This is a genomic window from Pelobium manganitolerans (genome assembly GCF_003609575.1).
Taxonomy (GTDB): domain Bacteria; phylum Bacteroidota; class Bacteroidia; order Sphingobacteriales; family Sphingobacteriaceae; genus Pseudopedobacter; species Pseudopedobacter manganitolerans.
On the sequence record NZ_MBTA01000029.1, the window covers coordinates 152,834 to 173,341 of the forward strand.

The following is a 20,508-nucleotide window of genomic DNA, read 5'->3' on the forward strand; positions in this document are numbered from 1 at the left end:
ACATTAAACACCGATTTGGATATCGATTCGGGAAAAACCATTAAATTCATTGAGTTTGCATATCAACTCTATTCTCCAGCAGGGAATTATGTTAGAAGAATAACATTAACGTGTTGAAAAGAACTGTTTGTTAGAACTACCGAAATAGTGCCGTCTAATCAGACGGCTTTTTTATTTCTCCATGTATCCTAAATCAATCTTTCCTTCTCAGGAAAATCACAGCATCCTAACACTTAAAGAAGCAAAACTTTCTAAAATATTAACTTCAGCTATAACTCATTTTTATAGGTAACTAGTAAGGTTTTATAGGGAGTTTCTAGGGACTTATTAGCTGATAATCTATATCGGTGTTTTGCAGATAAAGCCTCTTTGCAGGACACCACAGGTTGCCAGACCCACATGTGTTTTTTAGATTTGGATTAACAGCAATGCTGGAATCCAATATATAACCTTAATTCACTTGTATTATGAGACTGAGAATTTCTAGAAAATTTTCTTTCGTTGGCTTATGTGTTTTAAGCTGCTGCCTTTTTAATACGGCAACAAGCAAAGCGCAAGAAAGGACCATCAAAGGAAAAGTTGTGGAAGCAACTAATCAACCTTTACCGGGCGTCACCGTTGAAAACACCACCACAAAAAAAACAACCCAAACAGACCTGTCGGGGAATTTTACGATGGTGGCCAACACTAACGACGTACTCAACATTTCGTACATCGGCTTTAAGCCACAAACAATTAAGGTTGGAAACACAACAAATAATTTAAATATCATCCTAAGTGCCGACACTAAATCTTTAGAAGAAGTAGTGGTAATTGGCTACGGCACGCAAAAAAGAGCAAATGTCTCCGGTGCGGTAAGTTCTTTTAAAGCCGATCAGCTCGAGGAACGTCCTGTAGGTCGTGTGGACCAAGCCATGGTTGGTCAAATGGCAGGTGTAACCGTTAAACAAACTACCGGTTTGCCTGGAAAAGGTTTAAGCATACAGGTACGCGGTACGGGCACTATTTCTTCCGGAAGCGAGCCTTTATACGTTATCGACGGCTTCCCCTTAGCTACCGCAGCGCCAAACGGATCTGGGAATTATGCCACAGGCAATCCTTTAGACAACATCAACCCCAATGATATCGAATCTATCCAGGTTTTAAAAGATGCCGCGTCGGCCGCAATTTACGGATCAAGAGCGGCAAATGGGGTGGTTTTAATTACCACAAAAAGCGGTAAACAAGGCAAAGCTAAAATTAACGTTAACACCTATGTAGGTTATAATGAGGCACAACGCCATGTTGATATGTTAAGTGCTACCGAGTGGATAGACCGCGCTACGGAGATGATTAATTACAACTGGGTGACTTCTGCCCCTGGCCGAACAGCAAGCCAAACTAACGAGCAAAGACGTGTTATTTTAGGTTTACAACCTGGCCAAATTAACACCACTTTGATGTACGATGACAGATGGTACCAACCTGGGATGCCGGGCTTAGTGGCTATTGATTGGCAAAATGAGGGTTTTAGAAAAGGGCTTACCCAAAACTATCAGCTTTCTGCCAGTGGCGGAACCGAGGCCGTTAAATATTATATCTCTGGAAACTACGCTGGACAAGAGGGTATGCTAATAGGACTTAACTACAAAGCTTATTCTGCAAGAGCAAATGTAGAAGTAAAGCCTAACAAAGATTTAACAGTAGGCTTAAACTTTGCGCCTACCTATTCTGTAGGTAGCGACCCAGGAGTGGAAGGTAAAGATAACATCTTACATCAGCTTACCAGTTTAACTCCTGTACAAGAACAAGCAAGCGGTATTTACACCAATGCATATGGCTTTGACAAATATGCCTGGAGCTCTTCTCCCAACAGTCCTATCGCTAAATTGGAAAGCACGCTATCACGTAATGCTACCATGCGTAACATCACCAGTATTTATGCACAGTACCAGATTTTGAAAGGTTTAAATTTTAAAACCACTATAAATTTTGACAACACTGATTTTGAAGGAAAAGTATACCGCCCGTATACCATTACCGGATCCTTAGCAGCACGCCAAACAGATTTAACCAAAAATACTTCAGGTTCTTTTTCATCATACCGAAAACAAACTTTGGTAAACGAGAACACCTTAAATTACAATACCACATTCGACAAAGACCACAACCTTTCTTTATTAGCGGGTTATTCTTACAACCAAGATAAGCTTGAAAATGCAAGTCTAAGCTCTACAGGCGGTTTTAGCAGCAGCGTTATCACTACGCTTAATGCAGCAAACTCTTTAACAGGAAATACCACCGAAAATAAGAACGTGTTACTTTCTTATTTTGGAAGAGCGCAGTACGATTATAAAGGGAAATATTTGTTTTCAGCAAGTATCCGTAGAGACGGTTCATCTAGATTTGGCGCTAACACACAATGGGGTATTTTCCCGGCAGCATCTTTAGCTTGGCGCGTTACAGAAGAAAATTTCATGGAGAACATCAAAAAAACTTTGTCTGATTTGAAACTAAGATTAAGCTATGGCGAATCCGGAAATTATAATATAGGTGACTACTCTAGCATACCCGTTTTAGCAACTTACAATTACTCTTTAAACGGGGTCTCTGTTGTAGGACAGGCGCCAAGTACGGTTGTTAACCCCGATTTGAAATGGGAAAAATCCCGTACTATCAATTTCGGTTTTGATTTTGGTTTGATAAAAAATCGTATTAGCGGTTCGTTTGATATCTATAAAAGAAAAAGCTCGGACTTATTGCTGAACGTTTCCATCCCTCAAACCACAGGCTTTAACACCCTACTAACAAACGCTGGAGAAGTACAAAACAAAGGTTGGGAGTTTGAGGTGACGTCTAGAAACTTAACCGGAGATTTTAGCTGGAACACTTCGTTAAATATTGCCCACAACTCTAACAAGGTCACCTCACTACCTAACGGCCAAACAGAAATCATTGTGCCCTCTAGTTTTGATATTCCGCACAGCGTAATCCGCGTTGGCGAACCGTTGTTTAGCATTAATGTGGTTAAACAGATAGGTATTTTAACCGCCGAAGATATTGCGAATGGTGCTGCACGCTATGGGAACCAAACAGAAGGCGATCCTAAGTATTTTGATGCAAAAAAAGACGGTGTGATTGATGCTGATGACCGTGTGATTGTTGGCCATCCTAATCCAGATTATACCTACGGAATCACTAATGAGTTCAAGTACAAAAAATTTGATTTAAGTGTGTTAGTACAAGGTCAAACCGGCGGTTCACTTTACTCGCTTTTTGGCCGTTCTGTTAACCGTACCGGTACTGGTATTACAGATAACGTGTTGGGTACTTGGGCAAACCGGTGGAGATCACCATCAGACCCTGGCGATGGGGAGGTTGGAAAAACCACAGGTAATTTTGGCCGTATCAAAAACACCGATTGGTTATATTCGTCAGATTACATCCGTGTACGCAATATCACCTTAGGCTATAATCTCGGAAGCGCGTTAAAAGTTAAACAAATTAACAACGCCCGTATTTATATCTCGGCAGAAAACTTTTTCGGACACGACAAGTATACCGGTGGCTTTAATCCAGAAGCCTCCAATACGAACGTGAGCGGTAGCTCGGCTTACCCAGAAACCGGTGATTACGGAGGTCTTCCTCTAGCTAAATCGCTGATTTTTGGTTTAAATATTACGTTTTAAATAAAGAGATAATTGTTATGAATAAGATATTAAGCATAGGGGCTGTTGTAGTATTATTACTATTTAATGCCTGCGAGAAAGAACTGAACCAAGTACCTTTTTCTCAAGCCACCACAGAAACATTTTACGCAATCCCGAACGATTTTATACAAGGTACTAACGCAATTTATTCCAACTTGCGTACTTATCCAGATCGTTTACTTAACCTCTCAGAAACCCGATCTGATAATTTATACGCTATATCAGACGGTGGGGTAAGAGACTGGGAAGGCATAAATGACTTTTATAAAAACCTCTCTACTAACCCCTACATAGAAGAAGCTTGGGCTACCAATTATAACGGCATATATAAAGCCAACGTGCTATTAGGGCAGATAGAAAAAAACGGGAGTATTATTACGGACGAAGTATTAAAGAAACGCTTAGAAGCTGAGGCCAAGTTTTTACGTGCTTTCTTCTACTTTGATCTGGTCCGTATTTTCGGAAAAGTGCCTATTATTGACAAGGTTGTAACCGCCAATGAGGCCCTAGCTATCCCGAGAAGCGCTGTTGCAGATGTTTACAAACTCATCGAATCTGATTTGCAATTTGCCGTTGACAACCTGCCACCGGTATATACTATCGCAGCAGACAGAGGCCGAGCAACCAGCTATGCTGCAAGAGGTATTTTAGCCTTGGTTTATATGACTAAATCTGGCCCCACCTATGACATAGAAGGGCCCGGATTGGCATCGAACGAGTGGGGCAAAGCATATACTTTGCTAAACAAAATTGTAGTAGATAATAAGTATGCTTTTGTTTCAAATTATGCGGATATCTTTTCTTACAGCAATGAGAACAATCCAGAAGTTATTTTTGATGTACAATATAATACCGGCTCAAATCCGGTTACTGGCGCAACTTTCCCTTGGCTATTGGCACCGGATAATTGGTTTACTTCTTTAGGAAAACCTGTTCAAGGCGGTTTAACCATCCGCCCAATTTCAAACAGCTTATTAAGCGCATATCCTGCAAACGATACTCGGAAAGCGTTCTCTATACAAAACGGCTATACAGGTACCGGCGGTGTAGTAGAAACGCGTTCGTTTTTCAAAAAATATATTGATTTAACAAAGGTACCGTCTAGCCGTGTGGACTGGCCTATCAATTATATTGTGTTGAGGTATACAGATGTACTAATGTTGCGTGCAGAATGTGTTTTAAACGGTGGCGGTGGAGACGTAGCTACGGAAGTTATTGCGCCAATTAATCAAATTAGGGCACGCGCTGGGTTAACCGTTCCTTTGGTTACCTTAACCATTCCACAATTAATGGAGCAACGTCGTTTAGAGTTTGCCGGCGAAGGCTTACGTTGGCACGATTTGGTTAGAAGCGGCCTGGTAACAACTGTTATCCCAGCATGGGATGCTGCCGATGACATTGAAAACAAAATGGAGCCGTTTACTAAGGATTTTGTGATTTACCCAATCCCGTATAATCAAATCAATCTTAAAAAAGATTTATACACCCAAAATAAGGGATATAACTAATACTTTATCAGACGAGGCTGCATTGATTTGACAGCCTCGTTTTTTATTAAACGTATTTCAAAAAAATATATAACATTATTTTCTTTTTTATTACTAGCTAGTTACCAATTGCAAAAGCACAAAAACAATTAAGCTGGCCTGCACAAACCATGCAAACCAAACCTTGGGCGCGTTGGTGGTGGCAAGGTAGCGCTGTGGATACGGCAAACTTGTCGTGGATGCTAAAACAGTACCAACAAGCCGGTTTAGGGGGATTGGAAATTACCCCGATTTATGGGGTAAAAGGTGCGGAGAATAAATTCATCAATTTCACCTCCCCAAAATGGATGGAGATGTTAGTGTTCACCTTAAACAAAGCTAAAGATTTAGGCTCAGGCATTGACATGGCGCAAGCTTCTGGCTGGCCTTTCGGAGGACCTTGGGTTAGCAATGCGGATGCCAGCAAATATTTCGCTTACCAAACTTATACTTTAAAAGCCCCCCGTCCTTAGCCTCCAATTTAAGCACAAAAAGTATTTTTTAGCAAGGCTGCGGATTCCTTCCGCAGCCTTTTTTACGGAGCGCCATCCCGCCAATCAGGATACCACAGGACACCCCTCCCGTTATTTATCCTTACTTTAGGAATCCAATAAAACCATATTCGCAAAAACATGTTCAGAAAATTACTTTTCTCGCTTTTCATGCTTAGCTCATATTTGCTAACAAACGCGCAAACGCAAAAACAGGTTCAGTACTTATCAGGTACGGATAACGAAAACACCGTAACCTGGGATTTTTGGTGTACCGGAGGCCGTAACTCGGGCAAATGGTCCAAAATACAGGTGCCTAGCCACTGGGAACAACAGGGCTTTGGCAACTACAATTACGGCCGCGACTATGTAACCTACGGCAAAAATTTCCGCTTTGCCGATGAGAAAGGTTTATACAGATACAAATTCAACGTGCCGGCAGATTGGCAAAACCAAACCGTACAAATCGTATTTGAAGGTTCGATGACGGATACCGAAGTAAAAATAAACGGAAAATCTGCCGGAGCAATGCACCAAGGTGCCTTTTACCGTTTTAAGTACGACATCAGCGATAAGCTGAATTTTGGCAAAGAAAACTTGCTGGAAGTAACGGTAAGTAAAATGTCGGCAGACCGCTCTGTAAACAATGCCGAGCGTTTAGCAGATTACTGGATTTTCGGGGGGATTTTCCGCCCTGTTTACTTGGAAGCAACACCTAAAGAACATATTGAATGGACTTCTATTGACGCGAAGGCCGATGGTTCTTTTGCCATGAACGTGCACCTGCAACAGGCACAAAAAAACACTCAGGTAACGGCAGACATCATTGATGCACAGGGAAAAACTGTAGCCACCGCTAAAGCCGTTAACAGCAACGGTAGTGATGTAGTAAAGCTGTTAACATCGGTAAAAAAACCGGCCTTATGGACAGCTGAAACGCCAAATCTGTACCGCGTTAAGGTTTATTTGAAAAACGCAAACGGCAATTTAACTTATCACACGGAAGATAAATTCGGTTTCCGCACCATTGAAATCCGCAAAAGCGACGGCATTTATGTAAACGGCCAAAAAGTAAAAATGAAAGGCATTAACCGCCATGTGTGGTGGCCCGAGACCGGACGTAGCGTGAATCCGCGATTGGATTTGATGGACGTAAAGCTGATTAAAGGCATGAATATGAATGCTGTACGTTGCTCGCATTATCCGCCAGACAAGGCATTTTTAAACTATTGCGATTCTTTAGGTTTATATGTGTTAGATGAATTGGCAGGCTGGCAACAGGCTTACAGCACCAAAGCAGGCGAGCCTTTGGTGAAAGAGATGGTGATACGCGATGCCAACCACCCTTCTATTATTTTTTGGAGCAACGGCAACGAGGGCGGGCATAACTTTGATTTAGACGATGATTATGGGAAGTACGATTTATCAAACCGCCCTGTAATTCATGCGCACCATAAACCGGGCAATGCTTTTAACGGTATCGATGGCAACCACTACGAAGATTTTTACAGCACACAAAAAATATTGGCCGACTCTAACATTTATATGGTAACCGAATTTATGCACGCGCAAGATGACGGAGCCGGCGCCGCAGGCTTGTCGGACATGTGGGATTTGCATTGGAACGCTAAACGTGGCGCTGGCGGTTTTATCTGGGCTTTTGTAGATGAGGGCATTGTGCGCACAGACCGCAACGGGATGATTGACGTAAACGGCGTAAATGCACCTGATGGGGTTTTAGGCCCACACCGCGAAAAGGAAGGCAGTTATAATGCTATCAAAGAAATTTACTCGCCTTTCAAAATCCGCATGGAAACCCTACCCATTAATTTTGACGGCACCATTGAAGTAGAAAACCGCTACAACTTTTTAAACTTAAACACGGTTTCTTTAAAGTGGGATTTAATCAACTTTAAACTCCCGACAGATGAAACGGCTGGCTTTACCGTGCTTGAAAGTGGCACCGCCAAAGCGCCCAATATTCCGGCTTATGGCAAAGGCAACTTTAAACTTCCCCTGCCAAAAAATTGGAAACAGGCACAGGCTTTAGCGCTCACCGCAACAGATATACATGGCGAAGAGCTTTACCGTTGGGTTTGGAAAATTGCGCCCAACAGCCAAATTGTGCCTTTATTGTACGGGGCAGAGCAAAAAAACACCGGCAAAGCTAGCGCCAGTGAAGACGATAGCACCATTACTTTACGCGGCGGCGATATCAGCGTAAGCTTAAGCAAAAGCACCGGCCGGATTGTAGCCTTGGGCAACAGCAAAAGCATGCCTTTATCTTTCAACAATGGACCGGTATTGGTAAGCGGCGATGCAAAACTGACCGCTATCAACCAAACTACAGATGGCGATAAAGTTATTGTAAACGCTAAATACGAAGGTAACTTAAACAGCGTAACCTGGACCATGTACCCAAGCGGTTGGTTGCAAATGGACTACAGCTATACCCTAAACGGAAAATTCCCATTTGCCGGTATCAGTTTTGACTATCCAGAGAATTTTATTTTAGGCACCAAATGGTTGGGCAAAGGCCCTTACCGCGTGTGGAAAAACCGCTTGCAGGGCGTTACCTTTAACACATGGGAATCGTTTAAAAACAATACCCAAACCGGCTCGTTTCCATATATTTTTCCAGAATTTAAAGGCTATTTTTCTGACGTAAGCTGGGTGCAGTTTAACACCGTTGAAGGTAAATTTATTGTTGCCACGCCACAAGAAAATATGTACCTGCGCTTGTTTGATTTTTATGGTTTAACAGGAATTAAACCGCATCCTGCTTTGCCTGCTGGCGATATTTCTTTCTTAGATGCAATACCAGCGATAGGTAGCAAACTGGGTTTAAAAATTACGCCGCATCCAGAGCGCTACGGCCCTGCCGGGGAACCTGCCGAATTTAATGGCGAAACAAAACGTACACTGTGGTTTTACTTTGGCCTGCAACAGCAAGACGAAGAAAATAAGCAGTTTGTGATGCCAACAGAAAACATCCTGACAGATTAATTTACAGCACAGCACCCTATAATCTTTGCAACAATGATCAAAAAAATAATTTGCCGAAGCTTAATTTTTTGTACCATACTAAGTTTAACCTACGCTTGTAAAACAGCCCAAACACCACAACAGAATGCAAGCAACAATTTAGATTGGATACACTTGGTTGGCGCCAAAAAATCGCCCACAGTTACCAAAACATTTAACGTTAAAGATTACGGCGCTGTGGCGGATGGTAAAACCTTAAACAGCGCCGCTATTCAAAAAGCAATTGACGCGGCCGAAGCTAATGGCGGTGGACAGGTAATTTTTGAAAAAGGCACTTACCTAACCGGTTCTATCTTCGTTAAAAATGGTGTGGATTTGCACATTGGAGAAGGCGTAACCCTGCTGGGAAGCCAAAACATAAAAGATTACCCAGAAATAAACACACGCGTAGCCGGTATAGAGATGCTTTGGCCGGCAGCCTTGGTAAATGTGATAGAGCAAAGAAACGCCAGCATTAGTGGCAAAGGCTTAATTAATGCACAGGGCAAGGTTTTTTGGGATTATTATTGGAAATTGCGCAAAGAAGATTACGACCCAAAAGGCTTACGCTGGATTGTAGATTACGATGCTAAACGTCCGCGTACCATCTTAATATCCGATTCGAGGGATGTTACCCTTAAAGAGCTGACCGTGCAGCAGGCCGGGTTTTGGACAGTGCAGGTCCTATACTCGTCGTACATAACGGTAGATGGCCTAACCATCCAAAACAATGTCGGTGGCCATGGTCCAAGTACAGATGGCATTGATATCGACTCCTCATCGTGGATATTGGTACAAAATTGTGATATTGACTGTAACGATGATAACTTTTGCCTAAAAGCCGGCAGAGACTGGGACGGCTTACGCGTAAACCGCCCGACAGAATATGTGGTTATTAAAGATTGTATTGCACGCAAAGGTGCGGGTTTGCTTACCTGTGGCAGCGAAACATCGGGCGGCATACGCCATATTTACGCCAGCAACATCAAAGGGAGCGCAACCAGCAACTGCTTAAATATAAAATCGGCATTTACCCGCGGTGGCACCGTACAAGACATACATTTAGAAAACGTAACTATGGATAGCGTTGGCACTGTGTTGCAGGTAAACATGAACTGGAACCCCAGCTACAGCTACTCTACCCTACCACCGGCTTATGATCCGCAAAACATTCCGCCACATTGGAAAAAGTTGCTGATGCAGGTAAAACCCGAGGATGGTACGCCAACGTTCAAAGACATTTATCTTAAAAACATCAATGTTAAAGGTGCTCGTAGGGCCATAAACGTAATGGGTATGCAAAATTCGCCGGTACAAGATATTTATTTTGATAACGTAAGCATCGAGGCTACCACTGCCGGAGGCGTACAGTACAGCAACAACTGGCATTTTAACAACTTTAGCCTCAAAACAAAAGACAATACTAAGGTTGAACTTAAAGACGCTAACAATATTGTTTTTCCGTAAGGCGATAAATAATTACGCAAGCAGAATTTAGCTATTTATCCCTAAATTAAGGCTTGAACCATGATGAACCAAAAACTTAAAAGCATCACATTTTTGTGCCTCTTGCTTGCGCTTAACGCTGTGGCGGATGAGCCTATAAAAAGCAAGATGACACATTACTCTACGGAGGAAGGGCTTTCTCATGATGGGGTTTTGTGTATGTTTAGAGACCGCGAAGGTTTTATGTGGTTTGGCACTTGGGATGGTATAAACCGTTTTGACGGACAAAACTTTGTTACCTACAAAGCACGGCCCGGCGACCGCTCTATCCTAAAAAACAATAAGATCCGTAACATTTTAGAAGCTGGCAACGGCTTTCTATGGGTAAAAACTTACGACAATAAGGTATATCTTTTTAACAAAGCCACAGAAAGCTTTACCGGCCTTAACCTCAGCAACGAAGGCCGGTCTGTTGGGCAAATATCGATTGAAAAAACAGTGGTAAGCAGCCTTGGCGATACTTGGCTTATTACCCAAAACCAAGGATTAATTGCAGTTGGAAACAATGCGAACGGAAAGGTGAACCGCGTGCACCAATACCTGCCAGAAGAGAGGGGCAAACTGCACATCCCCAGCAAACAGGTCAACTTTTTATTTGAGGATGCGCAACACAAAATTTGGGGAGGTACAGATAAAGGCCTGTTTTGCCTAAGTAAAACAGACAGCGCCTACCGCCACTTTTTTCGATTAAGAAACGGTAAGGACACTTTTGTGCCACAGCAAAACATCAGTTGTGCAGATGGTAATGCCACACAAGTTTATTTTGGCACTAACGAGGGCTGGCTCATTTATTTTGATTACGCGAAAGCGGGCTTCCAGATAAAAAAGCTCCCTCAAAAAGATCAAATTAATGCTATTAAGGTTACAAAATCAGGCTTAGTTTATCTGGCAACAGCCAAACAGGGACTTGTAATTTATAACCCATCGACCAAAACATTTAACCAACCGGCAGGCGACGTTTCCAACACGTACCTATCTATTTACGAAGACGCGCAACAGAACCTCTGGCTCGAGCCTGCAGACCGCGGCATTGTAAAATACAGTCCGCGCAACACTACCTTTAATCGCTACTTGTCGCCGGTAAACGGTATGCTGTCAAACGCAAACGTAGGCTCGCCAGTTTACCAGGTTTACGAGGATGTAAACGGATATTTGTGGGCGATCATCAAAGGCGGAGGATTTGCTTATTTCGACCGCGAAAAAGATGCTTTTTACACCCCCGCAAGCAATAGCTTGGAAGAACGGCAATATTTTAGCGATGTAATCAACGCCTACTCGGACCAAACCGGCGTACTGTGGCTTTGCACCCGCTTTGGTGGCGTTAATAAATATGTTTTCCCTTTAAATAATTTCACCACCAAAACCCTTGTCGCCAACAGTAACAATAAATTAGAAAACGAGGTACGCGCAGTATTTGAAGACCGCAAAAAACGCCTGTGGGTAGCTACCAAAGCCGAAAAATTATATGTTTTTGATAACGGTGTGGATATCAGCGCCAAGCTTTTTGGAAACATAAACACCAAAAGTTTTGGCCGTATTTATACCATTACCGAAGCAAAAGACGGCAGCATTTGGATGGGTACCAAGGGCGACGGTTTATGGGTGGCCACCAGCAACACCAATGGCAACAGCTACCAAGTAAAGCATTATATGCCTAAGGCCAATGAACCAAAAAGTATCAGCAGCGATATGATTTATGCCCTGCTGGAAGACAGCAATGGGCGCATGTGGATAGGTACTTTTGGCAACGGTTTAAATTTGGCCGTTAAAAAAGGTGGCGAGTTGGAATTCTTAAACGCACAAAACTATTTTGGCCGCTACCCTATTGAAACCTGCAATGTTATCAGAGATTTGTTTGAGGATGATGATGGCATCATCTGGGTTGCTACAACAGATGGGCTTTTGCGTTTCGACCCGCGCTTCGGAAAAAACGCGCAGTTTCATCGTACCCAAAAAATACCGGGAGATAAAGCAAGTTTGGGCAATAACGACATCCAATACATTTACAAAGATTTAAGTGGCGATATATGGCTGGGTACGTTTGGCGGAGGCTTAAATAAGGTAATTAAACAACAGCCCCTCGCAACAGCCGTAAAATTTAAGGTATTTACCAAAGAGCAGGGGCTATCCAACGATATTGTTTTAAATATTATTGATGATGGCGCCAACCATTTGTGGATGGCTACCGAGTACGGCCTCAGCCGTTTTGATAAAAAAACCGAAAGCTTCCGCAATTTCGACTCGTACGAGGGTTTGCCAAAAGAAGGTTTTTCTGAAGGTAAAAGCATCAAACTGAGCAAGGGTGCGCTTTGTTTCGGCGGTATTGACGGCTATATCACTTTTGTGCCTTCACAAATTAAATCTAACAAATTTAAGGCGCAACTTGCTTTTACCAATTTGCAGCTGTTTAATCACGATGTGAACGTAGGTGCAGATGCTTCGGTATTAAACGTTTCTTTAAACCAGGCAAAGCAAATTAACCTAAAATACGATCAAAACGTCATCAATATTGATTATGCGGTTTTGGATTACCGCTCTAACCATAGCCTTTCTTATGCTTATATTTTAAAAGGCTACGACAAACAGGCGCATTACGTAAAAAACCAAACACGCGCTGCCTACAACCGTTTGCCACCGGGCAAATACGTTTTTGAGGTGAGCAGTTTAAACAACGATTTATTTGCCAACCAGCCTTCCAAAAGCATAGAAATAATTATTGCACCTCCTTTTTGGTTAACCGGATGGGCCTACCTGGTTTATCTGATACTGGCCATCCTGTTGTTTTTTGTGGCGCGTAATATCATTATTACCGTTATCCGCCTGCGCAATAAAGTGGTTTTAGAGCATAAACTTACCGAGCTGAAACTGGAGTTTTTTACCAATATCTCGCATGAGCTACGCACGCCGCTCACCTTAATCATTAACCCGCTTAAAAAAATCGCGGAAAGTGAAACCCTAAGCACAAAAGGCGCTAAACACTTAAATATTGTTACCAAAAACGCCGATAGGATGGTTCGTTTTGTTAATCAGCTGTTGGATTTTAGAAAGATACAAAGCGGTAAAATGCCTTTAAAGTTTACTTCGGTAGATGTGATTAGTTTAGCTTTTACCGTTGCCGAGCATTTTAAAGAAATTGCCGAAGAAAAAAACATCACCTTTGTTTTAGAGGCAGATACGGATGCTTTTACGCTTAGCGCGGATGAAGAAAAGCTGGACATTGTAATTTACAACCTGCTCTCTAACGCCTTTAAGTTTACCCCGGCGCACCGGAAAATAACCCTGAAAATAAGCTGTTTAGATCATTCAGATTTTGTGACCATCCAAGTAATTGATGAAGGTATAGGCGTAGCCGAAAACCAATTGGAAGCAATTTTTGAGCTTTACTACGAGGCAGAACACCAAAACCAAAAAGGCAGCGGCATTGGCTTAGCACTGGCTAAAAATATCATCAGTAGCCATAACGGGAAAATATGGGCACAAAACAATCCGGTGGGCATGTGCTTTACCGTATCCTTACCAAAAACTTCTGTTAACCATCCACAGCCTAAAAACCAGGCTTTTACCCTACAAGTCAGTTCCGTTGCAAAGGCGAGCGCTGAGGATGAAAACGCTGTTGAAATAGCAAAAGACAAAGAATTTACGGTTTTATTGGTAGAAGACAACAATGAATTGCGCCTTTTTTTAGCCGATCAGCTGAGCGAACATTACCAAGTTTTGCAAGCCTCTGATGGCGTAAAAGGTATGGAGCAAGCGAAAAACCATCTTCCAGACTTAGTTATCAGCGATGTCATGATGCCCAATAAAGACGGTATAGCTTTATTAAATGAGCTGAAATCCCAGCAAGAAACCAGCCATATACCGGTGATTTTACTCACGGCAAAATCTGCCGTAGAAAATCAAATTGAAGCTTTACGTTATGGCGCCGATTTTTACATTACCAAACCTTTTGACCTAAACCATGTTCTGGCCTGCGTAGCCAACCTGATTAAGCAACGCAAAATGCTTTACAAGCAATTGCTGGATAAAAAACCAAATTTAGTGCTTAGCCCTAGCGAGCCTTTGATTACCGATAAAGACGAAACGTTTTTGAATGACGTAATTGAGACGGTAGAACAAGGCATGACGGATCCGCAGTTCAGCATTGATGCCGTAGCATTATCAATGGGTTTAGGCCGAACAACCTTTTATAAAAAACTAAAATCTTTAACGCAACGCAGCCCAGTAGAATTTGTTCGGGACATTAGGCTAAAACGTGGCAAACAGTTGTTAGATAGTGGCCAGCATAACGTTTCGGAGATTGCTTATATGGTTGGTTTTAGCAGTTCGGGATATTTTGCCACCTGCTTTAAAGAAGCTTACCAAGTATCACCTAGCGAATACCTGAAAACCAAAAAATAGCCACCCAAAACGCGCTTATGCCCAAGCGCTGCAAGCAGAAGTCTTCAAAAACGCTTCATTTCTTTATCTTTGCCGCTATGAAAATCCCGAAACTAGAAGACTTAATCATATTTGAAGACGATAACCTGATTGTGGTTAACAAACCGCCCTTTATCGCTTCTTTAGATGAACGCGAAGGTTCGGAGATGAATATTTTACGCTTGGCTAAAAAATATCACGCTGATGCGCAGATTTGCCACCGTTTAGACAAAGACACTTCTGGCGCCATGATTATTGCAAAAAACCCAGAAACTTACCGCTTTGTGTCGATGCAGTTTGAACACCGCCAAGTTAAAAAAGTGTACCACGCTATTGTTGACGGCACCCATACTTTTAACGATTTACTGGTTGATTTACCCATTTTAAACGCAGGGAAAGGAAACGTATTAATTAGCAAAAGCGAGGGTAAACGCGCCGATACTTATTTCCGCTCTTTGGTTTATTTTAAGCATTATACTTTAATTGAAGCACGCCCCGTAACCGGCCGTATGCACCAGATACGCATACACTTGGCCACGCAACGTGCGTCCATAAGCGGTGACGAGATGTATGGCGGTAAACCTGTTTATCTATCAAAAATTAAACGCAATTACCGCTTAAGTAAAGACGAGGAAGAACAACCCATCATGAAGCGTTTTGCGCTACACTCCAGAGAAGTGACTTTTCAAATTGCAGAAAACGACATGCGGACTTTTACCGCCGAATATCCCAAAGATTTTGCGGTGCTTTTAAAGTTGTTGGAGAAAAACGACAGCTAAACCTTGGCTGTTTAAACTACTTTTTTAGAAAATTTACTGGCCACCGCAGCATACACTGCCGGTAAAATAGTCACAAATATGATCACCAAAACAATCATTGAAAAGTTTCTTTTAAAAAACTCGAACCTGCCTAAGAAGTAGCCTGCAAAAAGAAAAAGCACAATCCAGATTACACCACCAATGATGTTCAAATAATTAAAACGCGGACGTGGTAATTTACCTACGCCGGCCACAAACGGCACTACCGTACGTAAAATGGGCAAAAACCGGCCAATGATAATTGCCTTTGCGCCATGTTTTAGAAAAAAGGCCTGCGTTTGCTCGTAATATTCCTGCTTCAGAATTTTATTCCCGGGTTTAAAGACTTTAACGCCTAAATAACGTCCAATCTCATAATTTACGGCATTGCCTACAACTGCGGCAATAATCAGCAACAGCGCTAGCAGATAAATATTCATCCCGGTATCGCCTACAGAAACTAAAGCACCGGCAGCAATCAGTAAAGAATCACCGGGTAAAAATGGCGTAACCACCAAACCGGTCTCCGCAAAAATAATTAGGAATAAAATCAAGTAAGTCCAAACGCGGTAGTCTCTAATGATCTCGCTCAAATGAACGTCTATATGGATAATAAAATCGATAATGTGCGTAATAATTTCCACGTCTATTGCTTTTAATGTTTTTTTGGGTAAATATTGTTAATCGGCTAAAATTTTCAAGCTTACCGCTCTATCGTCGGCGCCTTTGACTAAGCCTTTTGTCCAAACGGTATAAACTTTACCAGCATCCAAGCTGATATTATCCAAATTAGCCAAACTGCTGCTTCCGGTAGTTGGTTTTAAACGCAAAAAGTAGTTTCCTGCCCTTACGTTGGTATAAGCGGATGCGGTGCGGTAATTGATATTTTTGATGGCGTTCACGCTATCTACCAAGTTTTTCTGAAACACTAAATTTAAATCCTTAGCATCTGCCGATACATTGATAAACCTTACCGTGGCCATAGTGTCTGTCAAAGCTGTACTTCTATCTACGGTGGCAATATAAATTAAAGAATCTGTGCCCGGCTTTCCGGCTAAAAACAAGGTATGGCGCTTGTTTTGGTCCAGGTAAAAATCAAACTTTGTGGTGGGCAGAAGTTGTCCTTTGCGCTCGGTATAAACGTGGTTTGTGCCCGCGGACACGTTTAAATAACCGCTAGCTTCGCCAAAAGCTAAAGGCGCTCCGGTTTTTAAGGTATCGTTGATGTAAAATCCGTAAGCCAAATCATCGGCAACCGCATTCACAATTCTTAACTGCGCTTCGCCTACCCTATCCGGAACTTCCTCTGGCGCACAAGAAAAAAATACCACAGCCATAAGCACTAAGGCCAAACTTTTAACTAATAAGCTTTTGATATTGGTAGTCATTTTTAAAATCGCCCAAAAATAAACAAAAAAGGCTTGGTTTTGATACCAAGCCCCTCTTAATTAAATAAGATAATTTTATGCGTAATTGTTTAACATTACCGGCATCACCAACATTAAAATATCTTCATTTTCATCCTTCACACTTGGGAATAAGATACCTGCACGGTTTGGTGTGCTCATTTCAATGGTAACTTCATCGCCAGAAAGGTTGTTCAACATCTCTATTAAAAACTTGGCGTTAAAACCAATCTCCATATCTTCGCCATCAAACTGGCAACCAATTCTTTCGTGGGCTTCGTTTGCAAAGTCAATATCCTCGGAGGATATGTGCAACTCGGCACCCGAGATTTTTAAACGCACTTGGTGGGTGGTTTTATTTGCGAAGATAACCACACGTTTAAGACAGTTTAAAAACAAACTGCGGTCTAAAGTTAATTTGTTAGGGTTGTTTTGAGGGATAACCGCTTCATAATCTGGGTAACGCTCGTCAATTAAGCGGCATACCAAATTGATATTGGCAAACTTAAAAAACGCACTGGTTGAGTTGTACTCTACAGAAACATTCACATCTTCGGCAGGCAAAGATGATTTAAGTAAGTTTAGTGCTTTACGGGGCAATATAAAAGATGTTGCTTCCTCTGCTTTTGCGTCATTTCTGCGGTAACGTACCAATTTGTGTGCATCTGTTGCCACAAACGTAACGTTTTGCGGAGACAGTTGGCAAAAAACACCTGTCATAGCTGGTCTTAACTCATCATTACTAACCGCAAAAACAGTTTTGTTGATGGCTTCTGCCAAAACAGAAGCAGGCAAGTTTACAGACGAAGCATTTTCTACGGTAGGGATTTTAGGGAAGTCCTCCCCGTTTTCGCCGCTTAAACGGTATTTACCGTCGCCGGCGCTAATTTCAATGGCAAAAGTGCTGTCATCTACCGAGAAAGCTATGGGCTGTTCTGGCAAAGTTTTAAGCGTATCTAACAATATTTTAGATGGAACAGCAATTTTTCCGCCTTCTTTAGATTCTACAGCCAATGAGGTAGTCATGCTGGTTTGCAAATCTGTAGCAGAAATAATTAAGCTGTTATCTTTAATCTCAAACAAAAAGTTCTCTAGGATGGGCAACACCGCACTATTGCTTAAGGCGCCGCTTACCGCTTGTAAATGCTTTAATAAAGTTGACGTAGAAACAATGAATCTCATCTCGTTGTTTATTTTTTTAGGGCTTTTTAAAAATCAAAAATATGAATTTTAATATGCATACTTCCGTTTGCGATAAAGATGTTGAAAAATTCCGAAAAGCAACAATAATATTAAGGGGATTAAGGTATTTATAAGCTGCCATTTGAACTTTTCGGCAACCAGCTTACCTTTGTCTAGCAAACGCAATTTCAGCTCTTTTCCGCGTAAGGCTATTAGGCCCGAATCATCTGTTAAATAGTCTACTGCGTTTAATAAGAAGGTTTTATTGGCATAAGTTTGCTGGCTAAACCTGTCGTAACCCAAAGGAAAAACAGAACCGTCTGTGCCGCTCACCTGGCTCTTAAAAACATCGCCGTCGCTAAATACTAACATTTTAGTAAAAGTGCTTTTTTGAAGCTTTTGGGTGCCTAAATCTGCCCCTGCTGGGATGGCTTGCGTTAAAAAATTAGACTTAAAAATCCCTTCGGATAAAACACACACGGCTTTTGGTGCGCTCTGGAAAAGCTTAGGATCGGGCGTGTCTTCTATCATTTTTAATGAGATGATAGTGGGCGCTTGTAGCTCTCTGTTAAATGGAGAAGTACTTAACAATACATTATGCCTTACATTTGCTACCGCGATGGTATCAATGGTATTGATAAATTCTGTTTTTATACCGTCTAAATTCTTCACCATCGGGTGCGGGCTTACCGGCATAATAATAGGATAAAACAGCCAAGGAACCAGCTGCAACTGTGGCTGGCCACCTACCGAACCCACGTTTACCGGGATTTGCGCACAGTTCATATCACCCACCAAATCATAATTGACGCGGATACCGTAAGTAAAAAGCTGATCGTCTAAATTCAGCTTTTTTTGAAACGCCAGTTGCTCTTCCCTTTTGGTACTGCGCATACTGTCCAAATCGGCGTTCACTTGGTCTATAGCCCAAATGATTTTACCGCCCGCCATTAAAAACTGATCAATTTTGTATTTCTCTGGCTCTGTAAACGCAGTTTGTGGCTTGGCTATCACCATCACTTTTAACTTTTGCAAACCGCTGGCGGTAATGTCGGTAAGGTTTATGCGACCAGCTTCGTAACCGTCGGCCAAAGCTTTCATAGCATCTTGCAATTGCAAGTCGCTTAACTCGCCGTGGCCTTCTGTGAAACCCACACGTGGCTTGCCGCCCGAACTCACTTTTTTTATGGCCGATGAAAAAGCATATTCTAAATTTTGGATGGAGTTGTTGAGCACTTCATCTGGTGATAAACCCATCCTATTTTGCAACAAACGTACGGGGATTTGCTCGCCGTTAAAGCTTACCATCGCCGCAGGGAAAATCACTTTTTGGCTTAAACCCGATTCGGTTTTTACACTCAAATTGGTGGGTTCTATCCCTTTTGCGCCCAGCTCGTTGTAAACTTCTTCTTGTTGCTGTGGGTTTTTACCGTCCAAAGGATTTATAAATTCAAACTTAATATTATTGCCTGCATAAGCTTTGTAATCCGTTAGCAAATCTTTGGTGGCGCGCTGCAAACGCTTAAATCCTGATGGGAATTCGCCTTCTAAAAACACGGAGATTTTTACCGGCTCTTTTAGGCTTTGCAAAATATTTACCGTTACCGGCGATATGGTAAAACGCCTTTCCTTCGTAAAATCAATCCGATGAAAAGCAAAGCCCGAAATAAAATTGAGCGCAACAATCCCAACAAAAACCGCCAGTAGCTGTAATAAGTCTTTATTTTTTTTGCGGTTTACCATTTTCTGCCTCCCAGTACGGTTTTAGTAATGCTTAAGAATAAAACAATCACACTTATAAAGTAAACCAGATCCCGCGTATCCAAAACACCCCTGCTTATAGATTGGTAATGCTCATTAATGCCGAGGTTGATTAAAACGCCGTCAAACTTTTGCAAAGACAACAGTTGGCTAAGCGAATCAAATCCGCTAAAAACGAAAAAACACAGAAAAATTGCGATGGCAAAAGCAATCACCTGATTTTTTGTGAGTGCAGATGAAAAAATGCCGATGGCCGCAAAATTTGCCCCCAGCAGAAACAAACCGATGTAGGAGCCAATAACCGCCCCCGTATCAATATTACCTAGCGTAGTTCCCAGTTGGTAAACCGAAATATAATATACCAACGTAGGCAACAGCGCAAACAGCACCAGCGCCAAAGCGGCCAAATATTTTCCAAAAACAATTTGCCAGTCGGTTAATGGCCGCGTAACCAGCAGCTCAAACGTACCTTCTTTTTTTTCTTCGGCAAAACTGCGCATGGTAATACCCGGTATCAGGAACATAAAAAGATAAGGCGTTAAATAAAATAAACTCTCTAAGCTGGCATAGCCGTAATCTAAAACACTTGTTTCCGGAAAAACCCAAAGCAAAAGGCTAAGCACCAGTAAAAACACGCCAATGGTGATATAGGCTACCAGCGAATTTAAATAAGCAAAAAGTTCTTTTTTAAAAATGGTAAACATGCTTTA

12 protein-coding genes are annotated in these 20,508 nt (G+C 42.0%); 7 read left to right on the top strand and 5 right to left on the bottom strand.

The genetic code is table 11. The features are described from left to right. Window positions 1-467: 467 nt before the first annotated feature. The 7 genes from BCY91_RS16100 to BCY91_RS16130 all read left to right on the top strand — a co-directional run bounded on the left by BCY91_RS16100 (window position 468) and on the right by BCY91_RS16130 (window position 15,431). The gene (locus BCY91_RS16100) at window positions 468-3,668 is read left to right on the top strand and encodes a SusC/RagA family TonB-linked outer membrane protein (protein ID WP_120183073.1); all 3,201 of its coding nucleotides are present in this window, start codon (window positions 468-470) and stop codon (window positions 3,666-3,668) included. A 17-nt stretch (window positions 3,669-3,685) separates the two neighbouring features. Beyond that, window positions 3,686-5,197, top strand: a complete 1,512-nt coding sequence (locus tag BCY91_RS16105) for a RagB/SusD family nutrient uptake outer membrane protein (protein WP_120183074.1) — start codon at window positions 3,686-3,688, stop codon at window positions 5,195-5,197. Between the two features lie 149 nt (window positions 5,198-5,346). Next, window positions 5,347-5,688, top strand: a complete 342-nt coding sequence (locus BCY91_RS16110; RefSeq protein WP_120183075.1) for a glycosyl hydrolase — start codon at window positions 5,347-5,349, stop codon at window positions 5,686-5,688. A 159-nt stretch (window positions 5,689-5,847) separates the two neighbouring features. Continuing rightward, on the top strand, window positions 5,848-8,712 hold the full coding sequence (locus BCY91_RS16115; RefSeq protein WP_120183076.1) for a glycoside hydrolase family 2 TIM barrel-domain containing protein: 2,865 nt from the start codon (window positions 5,848-5,850) through the stop codon (window positions 8,710-8,712). A gap of 33 nt (window positions 8,713-8,745) precedes the next feature. After that, window positions 8,746-10,197: a glycoside hydrolase family 28 protein gene (locus tag BCY91_RS16120; RefSeq protein WP_120183077.1), complete on the top strand. Its 1,452-nt coding sequence runs from the start codon at window positions 8,746-8,748 to the stop codon at window positions 10,195-10,197. Between the two features lie 60 nt (window positions 10,198-10,257). Next, window positions 10,258-14,634 carry a hybrid sensor histidine kinase/response regulator transcription factor gene (locus tag BCY91_RS16125; protein WP_120183078.1) on the top strand — a complete coding sequence of 1,459 codons (4,377 nt, stop codon included), beginning with the start codon at window positions 10,258-10,260 and terminating at the stop codon, window positions 14,632-14,634. A gap of 77 nt (window positions 14,635-14,711) precedes the next feature. After that, a complete protein-coding gene (locus BCY91_RS16130) occupies window positions 14,712-15,431 on the top strand; it encodes an RluA family pseudouridine synthase (protein WP_120183079.1) in 720 nt (239 codons plus the stop codon). An 11-nt stretch (window positions 15,432-15,442) separates the two neighbouring features. On the opposite strand, the gene BCY91_RS16135 is transcribed toward BCY91_RS16130, so the two are convergent. The 5 genes from BCY91_RS16135 to gldF all read right to left on the bottom strand — a co-directional run bounded on the left by BCY91_RS16135 (window position 15,443) and on the right by gldF (window position 20,502). Beyond that, the gene (locus BCY91_RS16135) at window positions 15,443-16,093 is read right to left on the bottom strand and encodes a DedA family protein (protein ID WP_120183080.1); all 651 of its coding nucleotides are present in this window, start codon (window positions 16,091-16,093) and stop codon (window positions 15,443-15,445) included. Window positions 16,094-16,129: 36 nt separating this feature from the next. After that, window positions 16,130-16,837 carry a DUF4397 domain-containing protein gene (locus BCY91_RS16140; protein ID WP_120183081.1) on the bottom strand — a complete coding sequence of 236 codons (708 nt, stop codon included), beginning with the start codon at window positions 16,835-16,837 and terminating at the stop codon, window positions 16,130-16,132. Between the two features lie 75 nt (window positions 16,838-16,912). Beyond that, complete coding sequence (gene dnaN, locus BCY91_RS16145; protein WP_120183082.1) at window positions 16,913-18,037, bottom strand: DNA polymerase III subunit beta; 1,125 nt, start codon at window positions 18,035-18,037, stop codon at window positions 16,913-16,915. A gap of 48 nt (window positions 18,038-18,085) precedes the next feature. Further along, entirely contained in the window at window positions 18,086-19,780 is a 1,695-nt protein-coding gene (gene gldG / locus BCY91_RS16150; RefSeq protein WP_120183083.1) for a gliding motility-associated ABC transporter substrate-binding protein GldG, read from the bottom strand. Beyond that, the gene (gene gldF, locus BCY91_RS16155) at window positions 19,774-20,502 is read right to left on the bottom strand and encodes a gliding motility-associated ABC transporter permease subunit GldF (protein WP_120183084.1); all 729 of its coding nucleotides are present in this window, start codon (window positions 20,500-20,502) and stop codon (window positions 19,774-19,776) included. The genes gldG and gldF overlap by 7 nt, the downstream gene beginning before the upstream one ends. Between the last annotated feature and the right edge of the window lie 6 nt (window positions 20,503-20,508).